This window comes from Prescottella equi (genome assembly GCF_020171745.1).
Lineage (GTDB): Bacteria > Actinomycetota > Actinomycetes > Mycobacteriales > Mycobacteriaceae > Prescottella > Prescottella equi_A.
This window is the reverse complement of record NZ_JAIVAH010000018.1, coordinates 56079-79625: the sequence shown is the minus strand read 5'-3', so window position 1 is coordinate 79625 and position 23547 is coordinate 56079. Positions and strand designations below refer to the sequence as shown.

At 68.1% G+C, this 23547-nt stretch carries 23 protein-coding genes; 14 read left to right on the top strand and 9 right to left on the bottom strand.

Going from position 1 to position 23547, the window contains the following annotated elements; genetic code table 11:
- Positions 1-82: 82 nt before the first annotated feature.
- The 4 genes from gad to LCL87_RS15210 all read left to right on the top strand — a co-directional run bounded on the left by gad (position 83) and on the right by LCL87_RS15210 (position 7023).
- On the top strand, positions 83-1465 hold the full coding sequence (gene gad, locus LCL87_RS15225; RefSeq protein ID WP_225021019.1) for a glutamate decarboxylase: 1383 nt from the start codon (positions 83-85) through the stop codon (positions 1463-1465).
- Positions 1466-1528: 63 nt separating this feature from the next.
- Positions 1529-3547 (top strand): FUSC family protein, encoded by a 2019-nt coding sequence (locus LCL87_RS25910; RefSeq protein WP_225021017.1) that lies wholly within the window; start codon positions 1529-1531, stop codon positions 3545-3547.
- A gap of 128 nt (positions 3548-3675) precedes the next feature.
- Positions 3676-6114, top strand: a complete 2439-nt coding sequence (locus tag LCL87_RS25905) for a LuxR C-terminal-related transcriptional regulator (protein ID WP_225021015.1) — start codon at positions 3676-3678, stop codon at positions 6112-6114.
- 117 nt (positions 6115-6231) lie between these two features.
- Positions 6232-7023 carry a hypothetical protein gene (locus LCL87_RS15210; protein WP_225021013.1) on the top strand — a complete coding sequence of 264 codons (792 nt, stop codon included), beginning with the start codon at positions 6232-6234 and terminating at the stop codon, positions 7021-7023.
- A 3-nt stretch (positions 7024-7026) separates the two neighbouring features.
- On the opposite strand, the gene LCL87_RS15205 is transcribed toward LCL87_RS15210, so the two are convergent.
- The 4 genes from LCL87_RS15205 to LCL87_RS15190 form a co-directional block, all read right to left on the bottom strand.
- The gene (locus tag LCL87_RS15205) at positions 7027-7590 is read right to left on the bottom strand and encodes a type 1 glutamine amidotransferase domain-containing protein (protein WP_225021011.1); all 564 of its coding nucleotides are present in this window, start codon (positions 7588-7590) and stop codon (positions 7027-7029) included.
- Positions 7587-8228: a DUF2231 domain-containing protein gene (locus tag LCL87_RS15200; protein WP_225021010.1), complete on the bottom strand. Its 642-nt coding sequence runs from the start codon at positions 8226-8228 to the stop codon at positions 7587-7589. Before LCL87_RS15200 ends, LCL87_RS15205 begins: the two co-directional genes overlap by 4 nt.
- 70 nt (positions 8229-8298) lie before the next feature.
- Positions 8299-8454 (bottom strand): DUF6131 family protein, encoded by a 156-nt coding sequence (locus tag LCL87_RS15195; RefSeq protein WP_225021008.1) that lies wholly within the window; start codon positions 8452-8454, stop codon positions 8299-8301.
- A gap of 95 nt (positions 8455-8549) precedes the next feature.
- The gene (locus LCL87_RS15190) at positions 8550-10853 is read right to left on the bottom strand and encodes a penicillin-binding protein (RefSeq protein ID WP_510850787.1); all 2304 of its coding nucleotides are present in this window, start codon (positions 10851-10853) and stop codon (positions 8550-8552) included.
- Positions 10854-11179: 326 nt separating this feature from the next.
- Between LCL87_RS15190 and LCL87_RS15185 the strand changes: the two genes are divergently transcribed.
- Complete coding sequence (locus LCL87_RS15185; protein ID WP_064066863.1) at positions 11180-11503, top strand: WhiB family transcriptional regulator; 324 nt, start codon at positions 11180-11182, stop codon at positions 11501-11503.
- A 99-nt stretch (positions 11504-11602) separates the two neighbouring features.
- On the opposite strand, the gene bagB is transcribed toward LCL87_RS15185, so the two are convergent.
- Complete coding sequence (gene bagB, locus LCL87_RS15180) at positions 11603-12742, bottom strand: ATPase BagB (protein ID WP_225021006.1); 1140 nt, start codon at positions 12740-12742, stop codon at positions 11603-11605.
- On the bottom strand, positions 12739-13779 hold the full coding sequence (gene bagA / locus LCL87_RS15175) for an ATPase BagA (RefSeq protein WP_510850778.1): 1041 nt from the start codon (positions 13777-13779) through the stop codon (positions 12739-12741). Before bagA ends, bagB begins: the two co-directional genes overlap by 4 nt.
- Before the next feature lie 55 nt (positions 13780-13834).
- On the opposite strand from bagA, the gene sp36 reads away from it, so the two are divergent.
- Positions 13835-13999, top strand: a complete 165-nt coding sequence (gene sp36, locus LCL87_RS15170; RefSeq protein ID WP_005515911.1) for a Sp36 family protein — start codon at positions 13835-13837, stop codon at positions 13997-13999.
- 5 nt (positions 14000-14004) lie between these two features.
- Complete coding sequence (locus LCL87_RS15165) at positions 14005-14475, top strand: RidA family protein (protein ID WP_225021004.1); 471 nt, start codon at positions 14005-14007, stop codon at positions 14473-14475.
- A gap of 47 nt (positions 14476-14522) precedes the next feature.
- Here LCL87_RS15165 and LCL87_RS15160 read toward each other — a convergent pair whose 3' ends face one another.
- Positions 14523-15173 carry a TetR family transcriptional regulator gene (locus LCL87_RS15160; protein WP_225021002.1) on the bottom strand — a complete coding sequence of 217 codons (651 nt, stop codon included), beginning with the start codon at positions 15171-15173 and terminating at the stop codon, positions 14523-14525.
- A 131-nt stretch (positions 15174-15304) separates the two neighbouring features.
- On the opposite strand from LCL87_RS15160, the gene LCL87_RS15155 reads away from it, so the two are divergent.
- Both LCL87_RS15155 and LCL87_RS15150 read left to right on the top strand, forming a co-directional pair.
- Entirely contained in the window at positions 15305-16069 is a 765-nt protein-coding gene (locus tag LCL87_RS15155) for an SDR family oxidoreductase (RefSeq protein ID WP_225021001.1), read from the top strand.
- A 126-nt stretch (positions 16070-16195) separates the two neighbouring features.
- Positions 16196-16981, top strand: coding sequence for an MBL fold metallo-hydrolase (locus LCL87_RS15150; RefSeq protein WP_225020999.1), 786 nt, complete (start codon positions 16196-16198; stop codon positions 16979-16981).
- Between the two features lie 19 nt (positions 16982-17000).
- Here the strand turns inward: LCL87_RS15150 and LCL87_RS15145 are convergent, their stop codons facing one another.
- Positions 17001-17558: an SWIM zinc finger family protein gene (locus LCL87_RS15145; protein ID WP_225020996.1), complete on the bottom strand. Its 558-nt coding sequence runs from the start codon at positions 17556-17558 to the stop codon at positions 17001-17003.
- Positions 17558-19315, bottom strand: a complete 1758-nt coding sequence (locus LCL87_RS15140) for a DEAD/DEAH box helicase (RefSeq protein WP_225020994.1) — start codon at positions 19313-19315, stop codon at positions 17558-17560. The genes LCL87_RS15145 and LCL87_RS15140 overlap by 1 nt, the downstream gene beginning before the upstream one ends.
- A 121-nt stretch (positions 19316-19436) precedes the next feature.
- Between LCL87_RS15140 and LCL87_RS15135 the strand changes: the two genes are divergently transcribed.
- The 5 genes from LCL87_RS15135 to LCL87_RS15115 all read left to right on the top strand — a co-directional run bounded on the left by LCL87_RS15135 (position 19437) and on the right by LCL87_RS15115 (position 23546).
- Positions 19437-20195: a TetR/AcrR family transcriptional regulator C-terminal domain-containing protein gene (locus tag LCL87_RS15135; RefSeq protein ID WP_225020992.1), complete on the top strand. Its 759-nt coding sequence runs from the start codon at positions 19437-19439 to the stop codon at positions 20193-20195.
- Positions 20196-20299: 104 nt separating this feature from the next.
- Positions 20300-21775, top strand: coding sequence for a 2-hydroxymuconic semialdehyde dehydrogenase (locus LCL87_RS15130; protein ID WP_225020990.1), 1476 nt, complete (start codon positions 20300-20302; stop codon positions 21773-21775).
- Positions 21776-21793: 18 nt separating this feature from the next.
- Positions 21794-22573 (top strand): 2-keto-4-pentenoate hydratase, encoded by a 780-nt coding sequence (locus LCL87_RS15125; RefSeq protein ID WP_225020988.1) that lies wholly within the window; start codon positions 21794-21796, stop codon positions 22571-22573.
- The gene (locus tag LCL87_RS15120) at positions 22570-23028 is read left to right on the top strand and encodes a RidA family protein (RefSeq protein WP_225020986.1); all 459 of its coding nucleotides are present in this window, start codon (positions 22570-22572) and stop codon (positions 23026-23028) included. Before LCL87_RS15125 ends, LCL87_RS15120 begins: the two co-directional genes overlap by 4 nt.
- Positions 23025-23546 (top strand): 3-hydroxyanthranilate 3,4-dioxygenase, encoded by a 522-nt coding sequence (locus LCL87_RS15115; RefSeq protein ID WP_225020984.1) that lies wholly within the window; start codon positions 23025-23027, stop codon positions 23544-23546. Before LCL87_RS15120 ends, LCL87_RS15115 begins: the two co-directional genes overlap by 4 nt.
- Position 23547 lies beyond the last annotated feature (1 nt).

The following is a 23547-nucleotide window of genomic DNA, read 5'->3' as shown; positions in this document are numbered from 1 at the left end:
TTTGTGCTGTAACCCATCCAGGATGTTCCCCCGTGACCGTGAGCGGTCCGTTGATCAGCAGTTCGGAGAAGTGGAGGACAAGATGTCAGACAGCTTTGCCGCCCCCGCCGAGACCCTCGCCCCTGCCTACACCGGCAGACTCGGGACGGATCCGGTTCCCGCCCTGCGAATGCCCAAGGCGGAAACCGATCCGGAGGCCGCCTACCGGTTCATCCACGACGAGCTCATGCTCGACGGCAGCTCGCGCCTCAACCTGGCGACGTTCGTGACCACGTGGATGGATCCGCAGGCCGACCGTCTGATGGCGGAGACGTTCGACAAGAACATGATCGACAAGGACGAGTACCCGGCCACAGCCGAGATCGAGACGCGATGCGTGAACATGGTGGCCGACCTGTTCCACGCGGAGGGGCTCTCCGAGACCGACCCCGCATCCGCCACCGGTGTATCGACCGTCGGATCCTCGGAGGCCGTGATGCTCGCCGGACTGGCTCTCAAGTGGCGGTGGCGGCAGTCGCGCGCCGGCGAGGGCAAGGACACGACCCGGCCCAACCTCATTCTCGGCAGCAACGTCCAGGTCGTGTGGGAGAAGTTCTGCCGCTACTTCGACGTCGAGCCCAAGTACCTGCCGATGGCGAAGGGGCGCTACGTCATCACTCCGGAGCAGGTGCGCGAGGCCGTCGACGAGAACACCATAGGCGTGGTCGCGATCCTGGGGACCACCTTCACCGGAGAGCTGGAGCCGGTCGCCGAGATCGCGAAGGTTCTCGACGAGATCGCAGACGCCGGCGGCCCCGACGTCCCGCTGCACGTCGACGGCGCATCCGGTGGGTTCGTCGTCCCCTTCTTGCATCCGGAGTTGAAGTGGGACTTCCGGATTCCCCGCGTGGTCTCCATCAATGTCAGCGGCCACAAGTACGGGATGACCTATCCGGGCATCGGCTTCGTGGTGTGGCGCTCGAAGGAGTACCTCCCGGAGGATCTGGTGTTCCGGGTGAACTACCTGGGCGGCGACATGCCCACCTTCACCCTGAACTTCTCCAGGTCGGGCAATCAGGTGGTGGGGCAGTACTACAACTTCATCCGTCTCGGGGTGGCCGGATACACCCAGATCATGGAGTCGTTGCGGGACACCGCGTTGATGCTGTCCGCTGAGATCTCCAAGATCGAGGAAATGAACATCATCACGGACGGCTCCGCGATCCCGGTGCTGTCGTTCGAGGTGGTCGGCGATCCAGGTTTCACCGTGTTCGACGTCTCGCACGAACTCCGTGCGCGAGGCTTCCAGGTGCCGGCCTACACCATGCCGGCCGATGCGGAGGACGTCGCTGTTCTCCGTATCGTGTTGCGGGAAGGCTTCAGTCGAGATCTCGCCTATCGCCTCGCCGTTGCGATCAACGAGGTGGTCGCGAGCCTGCGGTCGATTCGGGGGGCGGGGCAGTCCACCCAGGCGTTCGCCCACTGACGGGCAGGTGTGGGGCGGGCGGTCCCGCCCCACACCTGTCATTCCCGGACCGGAGGAGGTGCAGTGACGGCGCGTGACGTCGGCGCGATACGCAGGCTCGTCAGGTTCCTGACCGTCACCGACCCCGGATACTTCCGGCTGCGCCGTGCGGTCACCACCGTCTCGGCCCTCGCGGGTGCTGTCGCGATCCTCACCGCGATGGGTCACGCCGTGAACCACACTGTGCCCGCCGTTCTCCTCGGCGCGTTCGTGTCCGTCCAGGCGTCGTCCGCGGTCAAGAACGCCACGCAGCGTGACCGTGTCCTGACCACCGCGTTTCTGATCGTCCCGGCACTCGCCGCGGTCACTCTCGGTGCGTTGTTGCAGGAGTTCGGCGCGGCAGCAGATGTGGCCTTCGTGGGAGTGCTGTTCCTCGCGGTGTGGATCAGACGGTGGGGTCCGGGCGGGTTCGCCGCGGGAATGGTGGCGTACGTCGCGTACTTCTACACTCTCGTCCTGCACGCCACGACGGCAGACCTGCCACTGCTCTGCGCGGGGGTGTGCACGGGTGTGCTCGTGACGCTGATCGTGCGAGCCTTCGTCCTCCCCGAGCGGCCCCGTCGTGAGATCGAGAGCCTGGTGACGGCGTTGCGGTCGGCCGCACGGGCCGCGCTGGAGATCGCGACACGCTGCGGACACGGAGATCGAGCTTTCGAACGCTCCCTGAACAGGGTGGAGACGACGGTCGTCCTGATCGAGGACTGGATCGATCGTAACGATGCCGAGTCCGTCCTCGGGATTTCGAACCAGGCGTTCTCCCAAATGGTCTTCGGCGTGCGATGCGAGACGGAGATCGCGAGCGAGGCACTGGCCGACGCGGCGGCCGCCGACCTCGAGCACGAATCGATCGAGAGCGACGTCGCGGCGCTGGTAACCCGCGCCACCGCGGCGCAGGCCCGACTGGGGAACGCGATGCACGGGCACCGCGTGGGCGCAGGGGCCGCGCGTGAACACCGTCCCCTGTCGGGCGCGACACCGACGGACACCTCGTGCGTGTCGTCGACCACACGGTCGGCCGTCCAGGTCGCGGTGGCAGCGAGTGCTGCCGCGTTACTCGGTTCCGCTGTCGATTCGGAACGGTGGTACTGGGCCGTCCTCACCGCGTTTCTCGTCTACACCGGCACCAGTACGCGTGGAGAGGTGCTGGTGCGAGCCGGCGAGCGGGTAGCCGGCACCGTGGGAGGCGTCGTCGCCGGCATGTTCGTGGTGGGCGTCGTGGGCGGAAACGTCCTCGGGCAGACGGCTGTCGTGATGGTGAGCCTGTTCCTCGCCTTCTATCTGGTAGCCGTCGACTACATCTTTCAGACCGTATTCATGACGGTGATGCTTGCCGGGCTGTACGAACTCCTCGGTGAGTTCAGTGCCGGCCTCCTGGTCGTGCGAATCGAGGAGACCGTCATCGGCGCGGTGGTGGGAATCGTTGCTGCGCACACTGTTCTCGCGTCGAGTTCTCGCGACGCGTTCACGTCGACCGTGGACCGATACCTCGCACAGTTGTCCTCATTGATCGGCAAGACTGTGCCCCAGCAGGATCCGCCGGTGCCGGCGGTGGAGGTGCTGAGCGAGGTCCGCGCTCTGGACGCCGATCTGGCCGAGATCGAAGCCGCGGCGTCCACACTGGTCGCAGACCCCGCCACCCGGGGGCGACGATCCGTGTCCTGGTTGCTCCGTCGACTGCGGGGTATCAATCGTGCCGCACATGCCCTCGCAGCAGTCGGCGCCGGCGTCCGTACACCGGACGCGGCGTCGGAAGGCCGACCCGAAGAGGCGCGGGCGGTGGATGTGGTGGCGCGCGGTGTGCGTGACGGCATCGAACTGGCCAGGCAGCGGAACGTCGGGGCGAAATCCGTGGTGGTACTCCGGGCCGGCACGGAGGAGGTGGAACCCGGTCATCGGACGCCGGTGGCGTCCGATGACGAAGCGATCCGTGTTGCGGCGTTGAACCGGATCGGCCGGCTGGTGGCGGATCTGTCGTCGGCGCCCGACGCGTCGGGCCGGACCCGAACTGGGCAGACAGCCGACCGCAACGGAAGGAACCGATGATTCGAAACGGCGCGTACACGAACACGATTCCAGGGCAGCTCAACTCGCTGCTCTCGTCCTCCGGTAACACGGCGGCGCTTCCTCGGAGGGAACGGCTCTTCGCGGTCTTGGATTCGGCGGTTGCGCGCGTGTCCGCTGCCAAGGTCCTGGTGTGTGCTCCGGCAGGAGCGGGCAAGACCACCTTGCTCGAGACCTGGATCGCGAACCGCGCGGGTGCCGAGCCCGCCCGGAACGTGGCATGGCTGACGCTGGATCCCGCCGACAACGACGCCGCCCAACTGCAGCGCAGGGTACGCGGCGCTTTGTCGAGAATCGAGTCGCAGGACACGGCCGGCGTTCTCGTGCTCGACGATGCACACGTCGTGACCGACAACGGGGCGCTCGCTCAGTTGACCGCTGTCGTCGCATCGCTGCCCTCGCGCATCACCTTCGTCGTGGCGGCGCGCCACGCACCGGGCCTACCGTGGTCCAAGTACGCGTCGGACGGTTCCCTGTCGTTCCTCGGCTGCGAAGAGCTTGCGTTGGAGCGCGACTCGATCGCGAGTATCTTCGCGGCTCATCACGGTGGGGTGTCCGCGGGCGATCTCGAGACGGTACTCGAGGTCACCGCGGGGTGGGCAGGTGCCGTCTGCAGCGCGGCACTACTCGTGGGAACCGGTGGTGATGTTCGCGGTGACATCACCGCCTTGCCGATGCGCCCGCAGCAGGTGTCCGGATACGTCGTGGGTGAGACCCTTGCGCATCTGCCCGAGCACCTCGTGCGGTTCGTCCTCACGACCAGTGTCGTCGAGCGGTTCACGGACGGTTTGATGGAAGACCTCGTCGGAGAGAACGCCGACCGGTACCTCCACGAGTGTGAGCGGTTGGGCGTACCGGTTCGGCGGGAGGTCGTCGACGGTGAACTGACCTACTCGTGGCATCCCCTGGTGCGTATCCACATGAGAGCGGTGCTGCGCGAATCGGATTCGGAACACTACGCACGATCACTCGCGGTTGTCGCACGTTCGCTGGCCGAGTCCGGAAACATCCTGGCAGCGTTCGCGCACCTCGCGGTGGTGTCGGACGAACGCGTCGTCGAGGAGGTCGTCCACCGGTACGGTCCGGCCGCAGTCTTCGACGGGCTGGGTGACCAGGTGGTCGACGCGCTGGGTGTGCGCAACGGGCGCCTTTCGTGTGTCCGGCTGCTCCGGGCCCTCGTCGCACTCGAGTCGAACGATCCGCATGCCGCCCGGGCTCACCTCCGCTGTGTCGCGTCTCCGCCGGAAGGGCGGCCGAATTCTCCGGCTGTCGAGAGCTTCGCCGCAGCACTGGGGATGGAGGCCGACCTCATCGGCGGCACGGGGATTCGGGCGGAGGCGATGGATCCGGTCGCGGACTGCGGTACCGGCGGCATCGATCTGGACTGCTACATACTCGTGCAATGCGCTGCTGCCCACATGCTCTCGGGACGGTTCGCCCGGAGCGAGCGCGTGCTGAAGGAGGCATTGGCGCTCGCCGATCTCGGCGGGCACCCACGCCTCGTGCTGCGCTGCCTTGCGCGACTCGCGATCCTCGCTGCTGCGAGGGGCGAGCTGGCGACGATGAGGGCCCGCGCCGAGCATGCCGTCGACTACGCGGCGGAGCACGACCTCACCGAGCGCACCGATGCGGCACAATCCGCCGCGATCCTCTGTATGTGCACGTACCACCGAGGCGAGTGGTTGCTGGACGACAGTCCGTTGCACAGTGCGATGGCGAACCGAACGAACTATGTGCGGCCGGACGGCACGACTGATCCGGTGACCGGCAATCATGCGCAGGTTGCATTCGCGATCGTCCGGGCCTGCTGCCTCCCGCAGGCCACGGACGAGGACATGGATGCCGTCTGCCGGGCGATGCTCTCGGTCATGGCCCGAGGTCCGCAGAAGGGATTCACCAGCAACTACGTCGTCACATCGGTCGCTGTGCTCGTGCAAGCGGGCAGGTCGGCGCGCGCGGAGGACATCGTGCGCGGTGCATCCGAGCTCTTCGGCGAGAACCCGGACGTCCAAGTGGCGCAGGCGCTGATCGCACTCGAGGCAGGGGCGGTTTCGACGGCTGAGCGAATCCTGAGGTCGGTACTCGAGTCGGAGTCGTCGCACTCACGCATTCTCGCCGTCCATGCCCGAGTGCTGCTGGCGGTCACCGAGGCTCGCAGTCGGCGCTACGCCGACGCTGTCACGTCGATCCGTCGCGCGCTCGAGTTGGCCGAGTCGAATCTCATCGTGCGTCCATTCATGAACTTTGCCGGCGACGTCGCCGAACTACTGCCCGCGATCCGTCCGGGTGAGGGTGTCCCGCATCAGTTCCTCGACCACGTGCGGGCGAAGCTCGCCTCCGTCTCCGCCGGGCGCAATCCGGGCCTGACGCCGACCGAGCGGCAGGTCCTCGTGAAGCTGCGGACGGGCACGACGCTCAAGGAGATTTCGAAGGAGATGCATCTTTCCGTCAACACCGTGCGAACCCACGCCCGCAACCTGTACCGGAAGTTGGGCGTCTCGAGCAGGGAACAGGCAATCGAAGCCGCGGTCCGAAGGGGACTGCTCTGACGGTGATCGGAGCGCGAACGATCAGTGTGGTCGTTTCTGTCCGTAACGACCGAATCCCCGTGCAAGATCAACATCATGATCGAGGGCTGCCAAGCCCTCCACGGGGAGGAGATCGGCATGGGGTGGATCGGTTCGAAGACGGCACGTTCGTTCGCGGTGGCGTTCGGTGTGGCCGCTGCTGTCGCGGTGGCCACTCCGGCTACCGCTTCGGCCACCGTGGTTCCCGGTGAGCTGGTCCAGATCGACTGGCTCGCGACCAACGGCGGCGAACGCGGGATCTTCAGGTTCGCCTTCCCGGTCACCATCGACGAGATCGGCGTGACCGGTCCGGGGCAAACCCTCTCCGTCGGCCAGCATTTCGGTTTCCAGAACTGGCAGAACGGCTACATCGGCCTCGAGATCGAGCGCCCCACCGCGGACGGACCGCTCGTCGCGCGCACGGTCTTCAGCTACTTCGGTCCCGACATCCAGTACGCCGGATGCGGTCCGATCAATCCCGGGCCCGGTGGAATGACGTGTCGCGGAGAACTGTTCGACTTCGTTCCGGGAAAGACCTACACGCTGCGTGTCGAGCAGATGGGCTCCAACTACTGGCAGGGTGCCATCGACGACGGCACGACGGGATACCCGCGCTCGCTCGGTGGCGTCCAGATCTGGAACGAGCTGCGGCTCGCGCGGCCCTTCGGCTACCAGTCCGTCGGCTACTACGGGGCGTCCGGTTCGTGCGCTGAGGTCCCGCGGGCACGAGTGCGACTCGGCACACCGACCTCGGTCGGGCCGGGCAGCGGCTTCACCGGCAAGCCGGTTCTCGTCGCGCCCCGCCGCCCGAACCTCACCTGCTTAGGCGCGGTCGCGAACGACGTGGTGGCCGTGCCGGACGGCGTCTCGGTGACGGTCGGCCGCGGATAGTTCTCACACCTGCGTGGACGCGGACGAGAATACGTCGACGATGGCATCGCAGAACGCCGGAAGGTCGTCGGGGTTGCGGCTCGACACCAGGGTGCCGTCGATGACGACTTCCCGGTCCACGACGTTGCCGCCGGCGTTCCGGATGTCGGTGCGCACGCTCGGATACGACGTCAGGGTCCGGCCCCGCACGACGTCCGCCTCGACCAGTGTCCACGGCCCGTGGCAGATGACGCCCACAGGTTTGCCGGCCTCGACGAACTCGCGCACGAAGGCCACGGCGCTCTCGTCCTGACGCAACTGGTCGGGGTTCGTGGTACCGCCGGGCAGGATCAGTGCGTCGTAGTCGCTGACGGAGGCGTCCCCGACCGCGGTGTCGACGTCGTAGCGCCCGGCCTCGTGCACGTCTCCGTTCATCGCCTGGATCTGCCCGGCGGACAACGACACAAGTCGTACGGTGGCTCCGGCATCCGCGACAGCGGTACGCGGCCGAACGAGTTCGACCTCCTCGACCCCGTCGGTCGCGAGGATGGCGACGGTGCGGCCCGTGAGTGCTCGGGATTCGGTCACTGGTGATCCTTCCTGTGCAGTCCGACGTGTGCGAAATGGCCGTTCGTCGGCTGCGATTCGGCACGGGGGTCGACGTCGGCCAGGACGGGATCGAATGCCGGACCGTCGTTGGCGGGTGTCATTGCCAGCCCCGCGCCCTGTCCGAAGACGAGATGTCCACCGAGTGCGCCACCCGCCCCGACCGCACCGAGGGCGGCGATCGACAGCCCTGTCGCCAGCGCGTCCCGTGCGTCCGGATCCCGCCGATGACGACGGAACGACGCGAGCATCAACGCGATTCCCGTCGCGTTGGCGCCGGCGTGCAGTAGTCCGACGCGGCGCTGACGGACGTCGCGCTCGCTCCAATCGGCCCAACCGGTCGCGAGCGCAGGCGGCGTCGTGATCAGTCCCAGCCCGATGAGGCGGCGGGCCGTCCGGTGGTCGCGGAGGACCGTGTCGAAGACCAGTGAAGCGGTCCACGCCCCGATCGGGAGGGCGACCAGACCAGGATGGACCGGATGTCCGAGCCAGTCGCCGCGGAGACGGTCACCGATCGCCGTGCGGCCCAGACCGTCCTGGATCCGGTGCTGCAGCGCGGCGCTGACGCCGTCGAGGAACGACGCCGACTCGGCGCGGTTGTACAGATGTCGAAGGTTCATACAGGTCTGCTACCCGCGAACCCGGTGCGGTAAACCCCCGAAGCATCGCCGGCCCGTACGGCCGTTCGGGTCAATACCAATACTTCCGACCACCGACGGCGCGGCCCGTCGCACCGAGAATCGCCAGGATGACACCGATCACGAGCAGGACGATCCCGATGGTCCACAGGATCGAGATGCCGGTCAGGAAGCCGACCACCAGCAGAATCAAACCCAGAACGATCATGACGGACCTCTATCCGGCCGAGGGGACCCGGCGGGTCCCCGCACACGGTGAATACCCCGTGCGCGGGGACCGTAAACCGCACCGGTGTAGATCGATCAGCCGCCGGGCGTCGAGGTGCGCGGCGAGGCGGAACCGGGCGGTGCCGCCAGGACCGATCCGTCGCTGACGTAGATCGTCACCGCCGAGCCCGGCACCGCCAGGCCGGACGGCGCGCTGCCGGTGACATTGCCCCTGGGGGCGTCCGACTTGGTGTTCACCGGGTTCACCGAGAACCCGGCCGCCTTCAGGGCAGCCGTCGCCGCGTCCTGGTTCATTCCGACGACCTCGGGCACCTGGGCGTTCTGCGAACCCCTGACGTACTTGTCGTCGACGGGCGGCAGAGTCGTGGGACCGAAGTTGCCCACCACCGGCATCATCGCGTCGAACCACGTGCGGGCGGGCTCGGTGCCGCCGTACAGGTTGCCGTCACCGCACGGCCGCAGCGGCCCGGAGCAGATCTCGCCGGGGGTGGGGGAGTCGCCGTACACCAGGACGCTGGCGGCGAAGTTGTTGGTGAAGCCGAGGAAGCCGGACGACATGTGGGATTCGGTGGTTCCCGTCTTGCCCGACATCGGCAGCTTCCAGCCGGCCGAGTTCGCCGCCCCGAACGACGTGCCGCCGGGGGCGTCGTCCTTGCTCATGGCCACGGCCAGTGTGTCGGCCAGGCCCGGGTCGACCACCTGCTCGCAGGCCTGCTGCGTCAGCGACACCGGCTTGCCCTCGCGGTCGGTGATCGAATCGATCGGCGTCGGCGGGCACCACTTGCCGTGCGAGGCGAGGGTGGCCGCGACGTTCGCGAGTTCGAGCGGGTTGACCCACGTCGGACCGAGCGTGAACGAGCCGAGGTTCTGCGACTTCTGCATGTCGGCCATGCTCTGGTCGCCGAAACCGGACGAGCTGTTGGCCGTGTACGAGCGCAGGCCCAGCCGCACCGCCATGTCGACGGTCGGGGTGACGCCGGTGGACTGGATCAGCTTGACGAACGCGGTGTTCGGCGACTGCGCGAGCGCGTCGGTCACCGACATCTTCGCCGGATAGTTGTTGGAGGCGTTCTCGACGCAATAGGTGGCGGCGGGGCAACCGCGGGCGCCGCCGTTACCCATGCCGCGCGCCTCGAAGCGCTGGGGAACGTCCAGCACCGCGTTGGTGCCGAGCCCCTTCTCCATCGCGGCGGCCGTCGTGAAGATCTTGAAGATCGAGCCGGCGCCGTGACCGACGAGGGTGTACGGCTGCGGCTGGACCGTCTCCTCCTTCGAGGTGTCCAGGCCGTACGTACGGCTGGACCCCATCGCGAGGACACGGTGCTGATCCTGGCCCGGCTGGACCACGTTCATGACGTTCGCAATGCCGTCGAGCTTGGGGTCCGCGTTCTTGACCAGGGCCCTCTTCACCGAGTCCTGCACGACCGGGTCGAGCGTGGTCTTGATCGTGTAGCCGCCCTTGTTGATCTGCTCGCGGCTGACGCCGGACGCGGCCAGGTACTGCAGCGCGTAGTCGCAGAAGAAGCCGCGGTCGCCCGCCGCAATACATCCACGGGGCAGGGAGTTGGGCTGCGGCAGCACGCCCAGCGGCGTCGATTTCGCGGCCCGGATCTCGTTCGCCCGCTCGGGGATGTTCGCGATCATCGTGTCGAGCACCGTGTTGCGCCGCTCGGTCACGCCGTCGACGTTGGTGTACGGGTTGAGAGCCGAACTCGACTGCACCATGCCGGCGAGCATCGCGGCTTGCGTGAGGTTCAGGTCCTTCGCGTCGACGCCGAAGTACGTCTGCGCGGCGTCCTGCACGCCGAACGACCCGTTGCCGAACGGGACCAGATTCAGATACCTCGTGAGAATCTCGTCCTTGGACAGCTTCTTGTCGAGCGTGAGGGCCATCCGGATCTCCCGGATCTTGCGGGCCGGGGTGGTCTCGATCGCGGCCCGGCGTTCGGCGTCGTTACGCGCGACCACCAGCAGTTGGTAATTCTTGACGTACTGCTGGTCGATCGTCGACGCGCCCTGCTGGACCTCGCCGCTCGTGGTGTTGGTCATCGCCGCGCGCAGCGTGCCCTGCCAGTCGACACCGTCGTGGTCGGCGAAGCGCTTGTCCTCGATCGAGACGATCGCGAGCTTCATCTCGTTGGAGATCTGTTCGCTCGGGACTTCGAAGCGTCTCTGTTCGTACAGCCACGCGATCGGGTTCCCGGCGACGTCGGTCATCGTCGAGACCGCGGGGACGGTGCCCTCGACGAGTTCGGCGGAGACGTTGTCGACGGCGTCGGCGGCACGGTTCGACGCGAATCCGAACCCGCCTGCCAGCGGAAACATCGCTCCCGCGAGCAGAACACCGGCGAGTGCGGAACATCCCGCGAGCTTGGCGATCGTTTTGGCTCTCGACACGCTGTACAGAGTACGTCGAACGGACCGTGTGCCCTGGTGGACGGCTCGGACGGGCCTGTCGGCCACGGATGAACCGCGGATGAACTTCGCGCCCGAGCCGGGCATTTGCCGCGAAGTATGCACGCTCGTACCAGAAAGTGTCGGGCTGATCTTGCGCTTCGCGCTTCCTTTACCTAGATTGACTCAGGTCAGTGTGATACAGCTAACACTGGATTAGGAATGTGGTGTGTACCTCTCGTGCTATTTGCGAGGGTCGCTCGAGGATTTCGGGCGCCGTGGGGAACGGCGTTCGGACGAAGGGGAACCGAATGCACATGACCAGTCCCGCGACGCGGCTCGACTACGAGCAGGCCGAAGCGCGCATTCAGTGGGTCGCGCAGGCGCGCTGCCGAGAAGTGGACCCTGATCAGCTGTTCGTACGCGGCGCCGCACAGCGCAAGGCCGCCACCATCTGCCGCCACTGCCCGGTCCTGATGCAGTGCGGTGCCGATGCGCTCGACAACCGCGTCGAGTTCGGAGTCTGGGGAGGCATGACCGAACGTCAGCGTCGGGCCCTGCTCAAGCAGCATCCCGAGGTGGAGTCCTGGGCGGAGTTCTTCGAAGCCCAGCGTCACCACCAGTCCGCGGTCTGACCGCGAAACCGGTGTCGGCCCTCGTCGGGGAGTAGGACCGACCACACCACGAACACTCGAAGGGCGCACGGCCGTGGCTGTGCGCCCTGTTCTATGGGTTCAGCCCTGTCGGGTCAGCTGGTCGCCGACGGCACGCAGCGCCTCGAGATCGGACACCTCGAACGGCAGCGACGGCACACCGATGATGGGCACCTGTGGATGCGACGCGGTGAACCGTCCGAGCAGCCGCACCTCCCGCTTCGCGGTCACCGCACGATCGCCGTGCACCCGCAGGATCGCGGACGTCAGCACGGCCGCCTGATCGTCGGCCGCCTTCTCGTCCAGCAGATCGGCGCCGGTGAGCGCGTGATCTGCGGGCAACGAGCACAGCGTCGGATGCGTCCGGTTCAGCACCAGCCCCGCGAGCGGCATCTGGTCGCCGGACAGCCGGTCGACGAAGAACGCGGCCTCGCGCAGCGCGTCCGGTTCGGCGGCCGCGATCACCACGAACTGCGTGCCCTCCTGGCGCAGCAGCTCGTACGTGCGGCTCGCCCGCTCCCGGAAACCACCGAACATCGAGTCCAGCGACTGCACGAACGCGGACGCGTCGGACAGCATCTGGCTGCCGACCACCGTCGACACGCCCTTGAGGGCCAGCCCCATCGCGCCCGTCACGAGCCGGCCGATGCCGCGGCCCGGGGCGGTGAGCAGGCGGATCATCCGCCCGTCGAGGAACGCGCCCAGCCGCTGCGGTGCGTCGAGGAAGTCGAGCGCGTTGCGCGACGGCGGGGTGTCGACGATCACCAGGTCCCAGCGGTCGTCGGCGGCGAGCTGGCCGAGCTTCTCCATCGCCATGTACTCCTGCGTGCCGGAGAACGAGGTGGCGACGGTTTGATAGAAGGGGTTGGCGAGGATCTGCTGCGCCTTGTCCGGGGCCGAATGCTCGAGCACCATCTCGTCGAACGTGCGCCGCATGTTGAGCATCATCGCGTGCAGTTCGCCGGTCGAACCGGGCGCGAGCTGCACCAGCTGGGGCTCGTTGTCGAGATCCTGGACGCCGAGCGCCTGCGCGAGCCGGCGAGCCGGATCGATCGTCAGCACCGCGACGCGTCGGCCCTGCTCGGCGGCCCGCAATGCCATCGATGCGGCCGTCGTCGTCTTGCCCACGCCACCCGCGCCGCAGCACACGACGATCCGCGTCTTCGGGTTCGTCAGGATGCCGGACAGGTCGAGGGCGGGAGCCTTCCGCGGCGGGTTCATCGCACGCCCTGCTCGGTGAGTCGCTCGGCCAGCTCGTAGAGCCCCCCGAGGTCGACGCCGTCCACCAGCGCGGGCAGATGCATGCGGGCCACCTTCACCTCGTCGAGTTGAGCTGCGCTCTCGTCCTGCGCGGCCAGCGTGGCCGCGTGCTCGATGGTCTCGGTCAGCAGGCCGGCGAAATCGTCGTCCGACAGTGTGATGCCGGCCGTCGCGAGCCCGGCCCGGACCGCGTCGGCGTCGATCCGCCCCTTCGCGGCGTCGGCCTGCGCGTCGGACGGCAGGAAGCGGGTGTCGTTGCGGTTGACGATCACCGTCCCGAGATGGAGGTCGGCGGCCTGGAGTTCGGCCACCGCATCCGCCGTCTCCTGCACGGGCAGCGCCTCGAGCAGCGTCACGAGATGTACGACGGTCTGCTCCGAATGCAGCAGCCGCACCACGCCCTGGCTCTGCGAGTGGATCGGACCGCCCTTCGCCAGCTCCGACATCGCCCGGGTGACGTCGAGGAACTTGCCGATCCGGCCGGTCGGCGGCGCGTCGACCACGACGGCGTCGTACACCTGGCGGCCCGACTTGTCGGTGCGGATCACGCACTCCTTGATCTTGCCGGTGAGCAGCACGTCCCGCAGGCCCGGCGCGAGCGTCGTGGCGAACTCGACGGCGCCGATCTTCTTCATTGCGCGGCCCGCGAAGCCCAGGTTGTAGAACATGTCGAGGTATTCGAGGAACGCGGTCTCGAGATCCACCGCGAGCGCGAACACCTCGCCGCCGCCCTCGGCGGTCGCGACCTTGGTCTCCTGCGGCGGCAGCGGGGGTACGTCGAACAGCTGCGCGATGCCCTGCCGGCCCTCCACCTCGACCAGCAGGACGCGTCGGCCGCCGGCGGCCAGCGCGAGCGCGAGCGCCGCGGCCACGGTCGACTTCCCGGTCCCGCCCTTACCGGAGACGAAATGCAGGCGCGCCGCGTCGGCGACGGGCGGCCAGGCCTGCTCGTCGGCGTCGGGCCGCCCCTGCGCGGCTGTGTCTGTCGGTGCTGCCACGGGCACGAGCCTATAAGTCGCGGGACGCGAATGTGCGGGGGATAGGCTCAGCGGTATGAGCGAATTGACTACCTGGGAGTATGCGACCGTCCCGCTGCTGACGCACGCGACGAAGGCGATCCTCGATCAGTGGGGTGGCGACGGCTGGGAGCTGGTCACGGTGCTGCCCGGCCCGACCGGCGAGCAGCACGTCGCGTACCTCAAGCGTCCGAAGGGCTGAGGCCCGTGACCGACACTGCGCAGTCGTGGACCGCACGTCTGGCCGAACTGGGCATCGAGCTGCCGCCGGTCGCCGCGCCGGTCGCGGCCTACGTGCCCGCCGTCCGCACCGGTGACCACGTCTACACCTCCGGCCAGCTGCCGTTCGTGGACGGCAAGCTGCCGCTCACCGGCAAGCTCGGCGCCGACGTGTCCGACGCCGACGCCAAGGACGCCGCCCGCACCTGCGCGCTCAACGCGCTCGCCGCGGTCGATGCCCTCGTCGGGCTCGACTCGATCGTGCGGATCGTCAAGGTCGTCGGCTTCGTCGCCTCCGCCGAGGGTTACACGGGCCAGCCCGGTGTGATCAACGGAGCGTCGGAGTTCCTCGGTGAGGTCTTCGGCGACGCCGGCATCCACGCCCGGTCGGCCGTCGGTGTGGCGGAACTGCCGCTCGGCTCGCCTGTCGAGGTGGAGATCATCGCCGAGGTGCGCTGAGCGCGTCCGGCACTCGCTGAGCCGCATCCCCGGAAAGGGGTTGCGGCTCAGTTGTTTTCGGCGGTGAGTGCGGGGTGATCGAGCAGCGTGCGCATGCACCGCTCGGCGAGGTCGGCGGGCCCGCCCGGTCCGGTCGTGGGCGCGTCCGTCGCCGCCCAGGTCTCGACGGCGATGCGCATCGCGGCGTTCACGGCCGCGGCGGTGAGCCGAACGATCATCGGGTCCGCGTCCGGACCCATCAGCGCCGCGAGGGCGCCGACCAGCCCTTCCTCCGAATCGTGTTGCACCCGAAGCCATACCGCGTGCAGTCCCGGTTCGTCGTGCACGGTCCGGAGCAGACCGCGTGTCCAGTGCAGCATCTCCTCGGCCACGTCGTCGGCCGGGGTGAGGGCGCGCCGGGTCGCGTTTTCGATCGCGTCGCGCACCGAGGTCTCGGTGGTGGAGTCCGGGTCCTCGGAGAGGTACGCGATCCAGCCGGTCACCCCGCCCGCGAGCAGGGGTGCGACGGCCTCTTCCTTGGTGCGGAAGTAGCGGTAGAACGTGCGCAGTCCGATGCCGGCCGCGGCCGCGATCTCCTCGGCGGTCACCGCGGAGGCGCCGCGCGTCGAGAACAGTTCACCCGCGCGGCGGGAGATCTCGAGTTGTGTCGCCGCCTTGCGCCGCTCGGTCAGCGACGTCACTGGCTGCAGACCGGGCATGTCGGGTCCTCCACTCGTTTCGAATCGCAGACTACCGGTTCTGTTCGGAACAAATGCGTGACACAACGTGCCATCAAGGCTTACTGTGCCAGTGGGCTGCACCACACCACTGTAAGCGAACAGGAGAGAACATGAAGCGATTCGAAGGCCGCCGAGTAATCGTCACCGGTGCCGGATCCGGCATCGGCCAGGCCACCGTCGCCCGCATCCTCGAGGAGGGCGGCATCGTCGTCGGCGCCGACGTCTCCGAGGCCGGGCTGGAGGTCACTCGTGAGCGCGCCGCAGCGGCAGGCACCGCCGACCGGTTGACCACCACGGTCGTGGACATCTCGAACGAGGACTCGGTGCGCGAGAACATCGGCGGCGCGATCGAGGGCCTCGGTGGTCTCGACGTGCTGATCAACGCCGCCGGCATCCTGCGCTCGTCGCACACGCACGAGACCACCCTCGACTTCTGGAACAAGGTGGTCGGGGTCAACCTGACCGGCACGTTCCTGGTCACCCGCGAGGCGCTGCCCGCGCTGCTCGCGACCGGCAAGGGCGTCGTGGTGAACTTCAGTTCCACCTCCGCGCACTTCGCGCACCCGTACATGGCCGCGTATGCCGCGACCAAGGGCGGCATCCGCTCCTTCACCCACGCGATCGCGCTCGAGTACGCCAAGCAGGGCCTGCGCGCCGTCGCCGTCGAGCCGGGCAGCATCGCGTCCGGCATGACCAGCGACCCGGGCTTCCCCGAGGGCGTCGATCCGAGCCTGATCGGCAAGCTCTACCCGTGGATCGGCGAGGGCTTCGCGCCGCCGGAGGACGTCGCCGGTGTGATCGCGATGCTGGCCTCCGACGACGGCAAGTTCGTCACCGGCACCGAGATCCGGATCGACGGCGGCACGCATATGTGAGTGCGCCTGCGCCGCACCAGGTGTCGGGTGGCGCGACCGGCAGTGGCTCGGGGTCGTACAGTGATGTCGGTTTCGAGTGCCCGGATTTTCCGGGTCCACTGTCGGTCCGTCACGAAAGGCGCGCCCATGACGCTCCAGCACCCCGCGTACGCCCAGCTACGCCAGGTCACACCCGTCGCGGCCGTCATGCTCGAGCAGAACCCGAGCATGTACTCGCTCGACGGCACCAACACCTGGATCCTGCGCGCACCGGGTAGCGACGAGTGCATCGTGGTCGATCCCGGAGACGACGACCCCGAGCACCTGGCGCGGGTCGCCGGCGTCGGGACCGTCGTACTGACGCTGATCTCGCACCGGCACCACGACCACACCGGCGGCATCGATCGGTTCTTCGAACTGACCGGTGCCCCGGTCCGTGCCGTGCGCGACGAGTTCCGCCGCGGCGGCGGTGGCGGACTCGACCACGACGAACTGATCGAGGCCGCCGGACTGACGCTGCGGGTGCTGCACACCCCGGGGCACACCGCCGACTCGGTGTCGTTCGTGATCGAGGAGGAGGGGTCGGTGCTCACCGCCGACACCATCCTCGGCCGCGGCACCACCGTCCTCGACGCGTCCGACGGCAACCTGCGCGACTACCTCGAGTCGATGCGGACCCTCATCGACCTCGGCCCCGGCCGCACGGTCCTGCCCGGACACGGTCCGGAACTCCCCGACCTCGAAGCGGTCGCCAAGTACTACCTCGCCCACCGCGAGGAACGGCTCGCCCAGGTCCGCGGCGCCCTCGCGCTTCTCGGCGCCGACGCCGACGTGCGGGCGGTCGTCGAACACGTCTACACCGACGTCGACGAGACGCTGTGGCCCGCCGCCGAGCAGTCGGTGCGGGTGCAGTTGGAGTATCTGCGCAGCTGACTGCCTACGGCCGAACGATTCAGCCCGGCGCGCTCTCGAAGAACGCCGCCGGATTGAGCGCGCTGACCGGTGTCCAGCGCGCGGTGGGCGCTGGAATATCCGAATCATGCAGTGCTGCAGTTGTATAGCCCTGGATCTCCAGGGCTGTCTGGGGATTCTCGTCGACTCGGCGCGCGATCTCGTAGAGGACCGCCAGCAGGTGCAGGCAGGGCGCGGACCGCGCCGAACACGAGCAGTCGGTGTCCGCGAGAACGGGTGCGAGCGAGATCCCAGCCGAGACGATGGCCTGGTGGATGTCGTCGGTCAGCACGGTGGTGTCCGGAACGATTTCCGAGATACCGGTGATCGACGCCCTGCTCAGCGGCGCCACCTCCAGTCGGGTCACCGATGCCTGACCGCCACGGTGGATGGAGGCGTGCACGAACCGTCCCTCGATCGTCGCCTGCACGAGGTTGTTGCGTGCCAAGCTGCGGGCGCGGGGAAGCAGCAGGCGTGCCGGCCCGCTCTGGTGCAGCGGCTGTGCCAGTCGTACCCAGTCCCTGCCCCATGGGGTGTAGCCGAATTCGTCGTCCACCATCAGCTCTCCCTCTTGCGGCGCAGGATCTCGATCAGCTGTTCGTCGTTCAGCCCGGCGAGCGCGGCGATGCCCGCCGTGTCGCCGAGATCGGTGAGTGCGGCCTTGCGGTCGTGCATGCCCGCGATGTGTTCCTCGACGGTGGTGGTCGAGGTGAGTGTGGTGACGGTGACCGGGCGGGTCTGGCCGATCCGGTGTGCCCGGTCGGAGGCCTGCGCCTCGACCGCGGGATTCCACCAGCGGTCGAAGTGGATCACGTCGGCGGCGCGGGTCAGCGTCAGTCCGGTACCGGCGGCGCGCAGGCTCAGGATCACCACCGGCGGTCCGTCCTCGGCCTGGAACCCGGACACGATTCCGGCGCGTTCGGACTGGCTCAGCCCGCCGTGCAGGAACGGCGCCGTGATCGCGAACTGATCGGCGAGATGGCGCACGAGGAGCTCGCCCGTCCGGCGGTACTGGGTGAAAACCAGTGTCGGGCTGTCGGTTTCCAAGTTGGTGGCCAGGATGTCCGTGCACAGGTCGAGCTTTCCGGACCGGCCGGCGAGCGACTCCAGCTCTCCGGTGACGAGCCCGGGATGATTGCAGACCTGCTTCAGTGAGGTCAGGACCGCGAGGACGCGACCGTGGCGTTCGATACCGGAGCCGAATCCGTCGTCGACGGCCTCCGAGAGTAGTAGGTCGTAGATCTCCTCCTGTTCGGCGGTGAGATCGCAGAGCATGTGGTTGTGGATCTTCGGAGGCAGCGCCGAGGCCACCTGGATCTTCTTGCGTGCGAGCACGATCGGTTCGATCGCGTCACGCAGCCGAGTTGCCGCAGCGGCTGAACCTGCCCCGATCGGTTGGACGAATCGTCGCCGGAACTGCGCCCGGTGGCCGAGAAAGTGGGGGGAGACCAGGTTCACCAGCGCCCACAGCTCGTCGAGGTGGTTCTCCACCGGGGTCCCGGTCAACGCGACCTTCGCTGCGCTGTCCAACGCCCGCGCGGCCTTGGAGATCTGGGTGCGCGGATTCTTCAGAGCCTGCGCCTCGTCGAAGACCACCGTGCCCCAGCGCTGTCCGGCCAACAGTTCGCCGTGGATGCGCAAGGTCGGGTATCCCACGACGACGACGGTTGCCGGTCCGCCGGGGATCTCCCCGCCGCGCCACACCGTCGCATGCAGTCCGGGCGCGAACCGTCCGATCTCGTGCGCCCAGTTCCCGGTGAGCGATGTCGGGCACACCACCAGCTGCGGCTCGGCCTCCGCGCGCCCGAGCAGGAGGCCGATGGTCTGCACGGTCTTGCCGAGTCCCATCTCGTCGGCGAGCACCGCACCGCCGTGTGCGGCGACGGTGTCCTGGAGCCAGCCGATGCCGCGTGCCTGATAGGGCCGGAGCTGTGCCTGCAGTGTCGAAAGCAGTTCCGTCGCCACGGCCTCGGTGCCGTGCAGGACGCGAACGGCGTGTTCCGCCGACACGATCGCGGTGCCGGAGGCGTTCGGCACCGCGTGGGCTGCGACCGGCAGGGTCGGGCTTTCGGTATCCGCGCCGGCGCGTGGGTCGGCGGCCCGCAGAGCGTCCTGCCAGATTGTCAGCGACTCTCCCGCGGGATCGAGCGTCAGACCGGCGAGGGTCGTGGTGTCGACGAGCCTGGTGTCCACGTCGGCTACCTCGATCGCGCCGCCCGGGCCGACCGGGAGTGCGAGGGCGATCTTTTCGCGGTCGCCCCGGATGTCCGGGGCCGGACCGCTCCGGTGGCCCGTCCACGTCCAGAGCGCGAACATGTGCCGATCGGGCAGATAGGTGGCGTGTGTGCTGGGCAGAGCGGACCCCCGAAATTGACGTATGGTGTACGGAGTATCGGTTACAACGTACACCGTACCGAATTTGTTCCGAAGGGGATCCGTGGCCGAGGAGATCAGCGCCGACCAGGCAAAACAGGTGGTCGACCTGTTGTGGCGGCACGAGCTTCCGTCGCATCCGGTCAGGCGTGGCCCGAAGCAGACGGTCAGTGTCGACGCCGTTGTCGCTGCAGCGATCGTTCTCGCCGACCGGGAGGGGTATGCGAGCGTCTCCATCCGTGCGGTCGCCGCCGAGTTGGGGCTGCGTCCGATGAGCCTGTACACCTACATCCCCAGCAAGGATGCGCTCGCGGTCCTCATGGTCGACGCGGTCGCGGACGAGGACACCATCCTGATCTCGGGTGAGCTCGGGCCGCGTGAACGCATGGCCGCCATCGCCCGCCAGGTCCGCGCCGAGCTGATCGCGCACCCCTGGCTCCTCGAGGTGCCGCCCTGGCGGCACGTCCTCGGTCCGGGGCGCATGCGCCGCTTCGAACAGCACCTCGCCGCGATCGAGGGCATCGGCCTGTCGGACCTTGCGATGGACAGGGTGATCGCGGTGCTGTCGGAGTTCGCCACCGGCAACGCCCGGGTGGCGGTTGCGGCGCTCGACGCCACGCGGCAACTGAGCGACGCGGAGTGGTGGCAGGTGTACGGCCCGTTACTGGCGGCGGCCATGCCGCCGAGTCTGTTCCCGCTGTCGGCGCGGGTGGGTTCCGCTGTCGGTGAGCTCTATCAGGCGCCCGCGGACCCGGACGGCGCGTTCGAATACGGGCTCACCAAACTGCTGGACGGGATCATGCGCGAGGTGTCGAGGGGCTGAACCGCCCGCTCCCGCAGCCCCGTCGGCGACGTATGTCATTTCAGGCATGGCACGCAGCTGATTTGGCATTTGTTCGGCATGGAACGGGCCTCGACCATTGAGCCATGACTTCAATCCTCGACGGCTGGATCCGTAACTTCGTCGACGGCACCTTCGTCGACCCCGATCCGCGACGCGGATTCGACCAGGTCGACCCGGCGACCGGACGCGTCCTCGCCCAGGTGCACGAGGCCGACCAGGCGTTGGTCGACCGCGCCGTGAACTCCGCCCGTAGGGCGCTCGACAACGGCTGGGCCGACACCCCGGTCCGTGAACGTGCCGCACTCCTGCGGCGGGCCGCGGACCGTATCGAGGAGCGCTTCGAGGAATTCGTCGCCGCCGAGATGGCGGACACCGGCAAGCCGATCACCCAGGCCCGCGAACTCGACGTCGCCCGCGCCCTCACCAACTTCCGTACCTTCGCCGACGTCGCGGCCGCCGCCGGTCAGGAATCGTTCATGACCGACCTCGCGGGCGGACGGCAGGCGCTCAACTACGCGGTCCGCAAGCCGCTCGGCGTGGTCGCGGTGATCGTGCCGTGGAACCTGCCGCTGCTGCTGCTCACCTGGAAGGTGGCGCCGGCGCTCGCGTGCGGCAATGCCGTGGTGGTCAAGCCCAGCGAGGAGACCCCGGCGACCGCGACCCTGCTGGCGGAGGTGCTCGCCGAGGTCGGGCTGCCGGCCGGCGTGTACAACGTCGTGCACGGCTTCGGTGGCAACTCCGCCGGTGAGTACCTCACGGCACATCCCGGGATCGACGGCGTCACCTTCACCGGCTCCTCCGCGACCGGCTCGCACGTGATGAAAACCGTTGCACCGCGAGTGCGCCCGGTCTCGTTCGAACTCGGGGGAAAGAACGCCGCGATCGTGTTCGACGACGTCGATCTCGACGAGGCGCTCACCGGACTCACCAAGTCCGTGTTCACCAACACCGGGCAGGTGTGCCTGTGCACCGAACGGGTGTACGTGCACCGCAGCATCTTCGACGACATCGCCACCGGTCTCGCCGAGCGCGCCGAGCGGCTGCGGCTGGGCGACCCGACCGACCCCGCCACCACCACCGGGCCGCTGATCTCGCAGGGACACCGCGACAAGGTGATGAGCTTCTTCAAGATGGCCGAGCAGTTGGGGGCCAAGACCCTGACCGGCGGCGGGATTCCGGATCTGGGGCAGGAGTTCGCGTTCGGGTCGTGGATCGAGCCCACGCTGTGGACCGGGCTGACCAACGAGGACCCCGTTCTTCGGGAGGAGATCTTCGGGCCCGTGGCGGCGCTGGTGCCGTTCGAAACCGAGGCGGAAGCGATCGCGCTCGCCAACGACACCAAGTACGGCCTGGCCGCGTCGGTGTGGACCAACGACCTGCGACGCGGACACCGTGTCGCGCAGAAGATGAACGTCGGGATCTCCTGGGTCAACACGTGGTTCACCCGCGAGCTGCGATCGCCCTTCGGCGGTGTCGGACTCTCCGGCATCGGCCGGGAGGGCGGCGAATCCTCGTTGCACTTCTACACCGAGCCGACCAACGTGTGCGTGGCGCTGTAACCCTCAGGAGCGATAACCGTGACATCGAAGACATTGAGCAGCAACGAGATCGAGGCGCTCGCGCAGCGACTCGACGGCGCGCAGGTGGGGGTGCACGACACCCTCAGCCTCGCGGACGACGTCGAGCTGGGCGTCGACGACGCGTACCGCATCCAGGAGGCGCTCGTCGGACGTCGTCTGGACCGCGGCGAGACGCTCGTCGGCGTCAAGCTCGGTTTCACGAGCAAGGCGAAGATGGCCCAGATGGGGGTGTCCGACGTGATCGTCGGCCGGCTCACCGACACCATGACCGTCGACGACGGTGGAACCGTGGATCTCCACCGCTTCATCCACCCCAAGATCGAGCCCGAGATCGCATACCGCCTGGCGCGCGACGTCGACCTCGACGACCCCACCGTCGATATCGAGGACTGCATCGACGCGGTCGCTCCGGCGATGGAGATCATCGACTCCCGCTACCGGGACTTCCGATTCACCTACACCGACGTGGTTGCCGACAACACGTCCGCGGCCGCGTATGTCGTCGGCCGGTGGCAGTCGGTGCGGTCTGTCGGCGATCTCGCGGTGCGCCTCGAAGCGGGCGGGCAGACGGTCGACGGCTCCACCGCCGCGATCCTCGACGACCCTGTCAATGCGCTGCACGCGCTGCTCGACATGAGCCGGCGCCGACGCATCCCGCTGCGCGCCGGCGACGTCGTTCTCGCGGGCGCCGCGACGGCGGCGATCCCGCTCACCGTCGGCGTCGCGCGATGCGACATCGATGGTCTGGGCAGCGTGACGGTGGAGGGAATCGCATGAGCGACAATGCCGCCAAGGTGATCGAGCGCCTGGCCACACCTCGCGGGCGCTTCCCACACGTGAAGGTGGCCGGTGACTTCGTCTACGTCTCCGGGACCAGTTCACGCCGCCCGGACAACACATTCGTCGGCGTCGAGGTCGACGAGATGGGAACGACCAACCTCGACATCCGAGCCCAGACCCGCGCGGTGATCGAGAACATCGCGGCGATCCTGGCCGAGGTCGGCGGCGACCTGAGCGACCTGGTCCAGGTCACGTCCTACCTCGTCTCGATGAACGACTTCGGCGGATACAACGAGGTGTACGCCGAGATGTTCGACGAGACCGGTCCCACCCGAACCACGGTTGCGGTGCACCAGCTTCCGCACCCGCACCTACTGATCGAAATCCAGGGCGTGGCGTACCTCCCCGCCGACCGACGCACGACCTCCGCCGACACGAAGGATCACTCATGACCAGTATCCCGCCCGTCATCGACTTCCAGAAGTGGATCGCCGAGAACCGCCATCTGCTCGCGCCGCCGGTGAACAACCAGACGATGGCGCTCGGCGACGACTTCATCGTCCAGGTCGTCGGCGGACCCAACCAGCGCACCGACTACCACCTCGACCCGTACGAGGAGTGGTTCTACCAGCTCGAGGGCGACATCCACGTCGACGTCATGACCGAGGACGGGCCGCAGCGGGTCCACATCCGCGAGGGCGAGACCTGGCTGCTGCCGGGCAATCTGCCGCACTCGCCGCAGCGGCCCACCGCGGGCTCGATCGGTCTGGTCATCGAGCGGGTTCGGCGCGAGGGCACCCTCGAGAAGTTCCAGTGGTACTGCCTGGACTGCAACCACCTCATCCACGAGATCGAGCTGCAGGTGCGCGACATCGTCGCCGACCTGCCGCCCGTGTTCGTGCAGTTCTACGAGGACGAGCAGGCCCGCACGTGCGACAACTGCGGTGCACTGCACCCCGGAAAGGGCTGAC

Excerpts from the sequence above, each read along its gene's own strand:
- gad (WP_225021019.1), top strand. The coding sequence starts at position 83 with ATGTCAGACAGCTTTGCCGCCCCCGCCGAGACCCTCGCCCCTGCCTAC.
- LCL87_RS15210 (WP_225021013.1), top strand. The coding sequence starts at position 6,232 with ATGGGGTGGATCGGTTCGAAGACGGCACGTTCGTTCGCGGTGGCGTTC.
- LCL87_RS15200 (WP_225021010.1), bottom strand. The coding sequence starts at position 8,228 with ATGAACCTTCGACATCTGTACAACCGCGCCGAGTCGGCGTCGTTCCTC.
- LCL87_RS15195 (WP_225021008.1), bottom strand. The coding sequence starts at position 8,454 with ATGATCGTTCTGGGTTTGATTCTGCTGGTGGTCGGCTTCCTGACCGGC.
- LCL87_RS15185 (WP_064066863.1), top strand. The coding sequence starts at position 11,180 with ATGCACATGACCAGTCCCGCGACGCGGCTCGACTACGAGCAGGCCGAA.
- bagB (WP_225021006.1), bottom strand. The coding sequence starts at position 12,742 with ATGAACCCGCCGCGGAAGGCTCCCGCCCTCGACCTGTCCGGCATCCTG.
- sp36 (WP_005515911.1), top strand. The coding sequence starts at position 13,835 with ATGAGCGAATTGACTACCTGGGAGTATGCGACCGTCCCGCTGCTGACG.
- LCL87_RS15160 (WP_225021002.1), bottom strand. The coding sequence starts at position 15,173 with ATGCCCGGTCTGCAGCCAGTGACGTCGCTGACCGAGCGGCGCAAGGCG.
- LCL87_RS15155 (WP_225021001.1), top strand. The coding sequence starts at position 15,305 with ATGAAGCGATTCGAAGGCCGCCGAGTAATCGTCACCGGTGCCGGATCC.
- LCL87_RS15150 (WP_225020999.1), top strand. The coding sequence starts at position 16,196 with ATGACGCTCCAGCACCCCGCGTACGCCCAGCTACGCCAGGTCACACCC.
- LCL87_RS15145 (WP_225020996.1), bottom strand. The coding sequence starts at position 17,558 with ATGGTGGACGACGAATTCGGCTACACCCCATGGGGCAGGGACTGGGTA.
- LCL87_RS15140 (WP_225020994.1), bottom strand. The coding sequence starts at position 19,315 with ATGTTCGCGCTCTGGACGTGGACGGGCCACCGGAGCGGTCCGGCCCCG.
- LCL87_RS15130 (WP_225020990.1), top strand. The coding sequence starts at position 20,300 with ATGACTTCAATCCTCGACGGCTGGATCCGTAACTTCGTCGACGGCACC.
- LCL87_RS15120 (WP_225020986.1), top strand. The coding sequence starts at position 22,570 with ATGAGCGACAATGCCGCCAAGGTGATCGAGCGCCTGGCCACACCTCGC.
- LCL87_RS15115 (WP_225020984.1), top strand. The coding sequence starts at position 23,025 with ATGACCAGTATCCCGCCCGTCATCGACTTCCAGAAGTGGATCGCCGAG.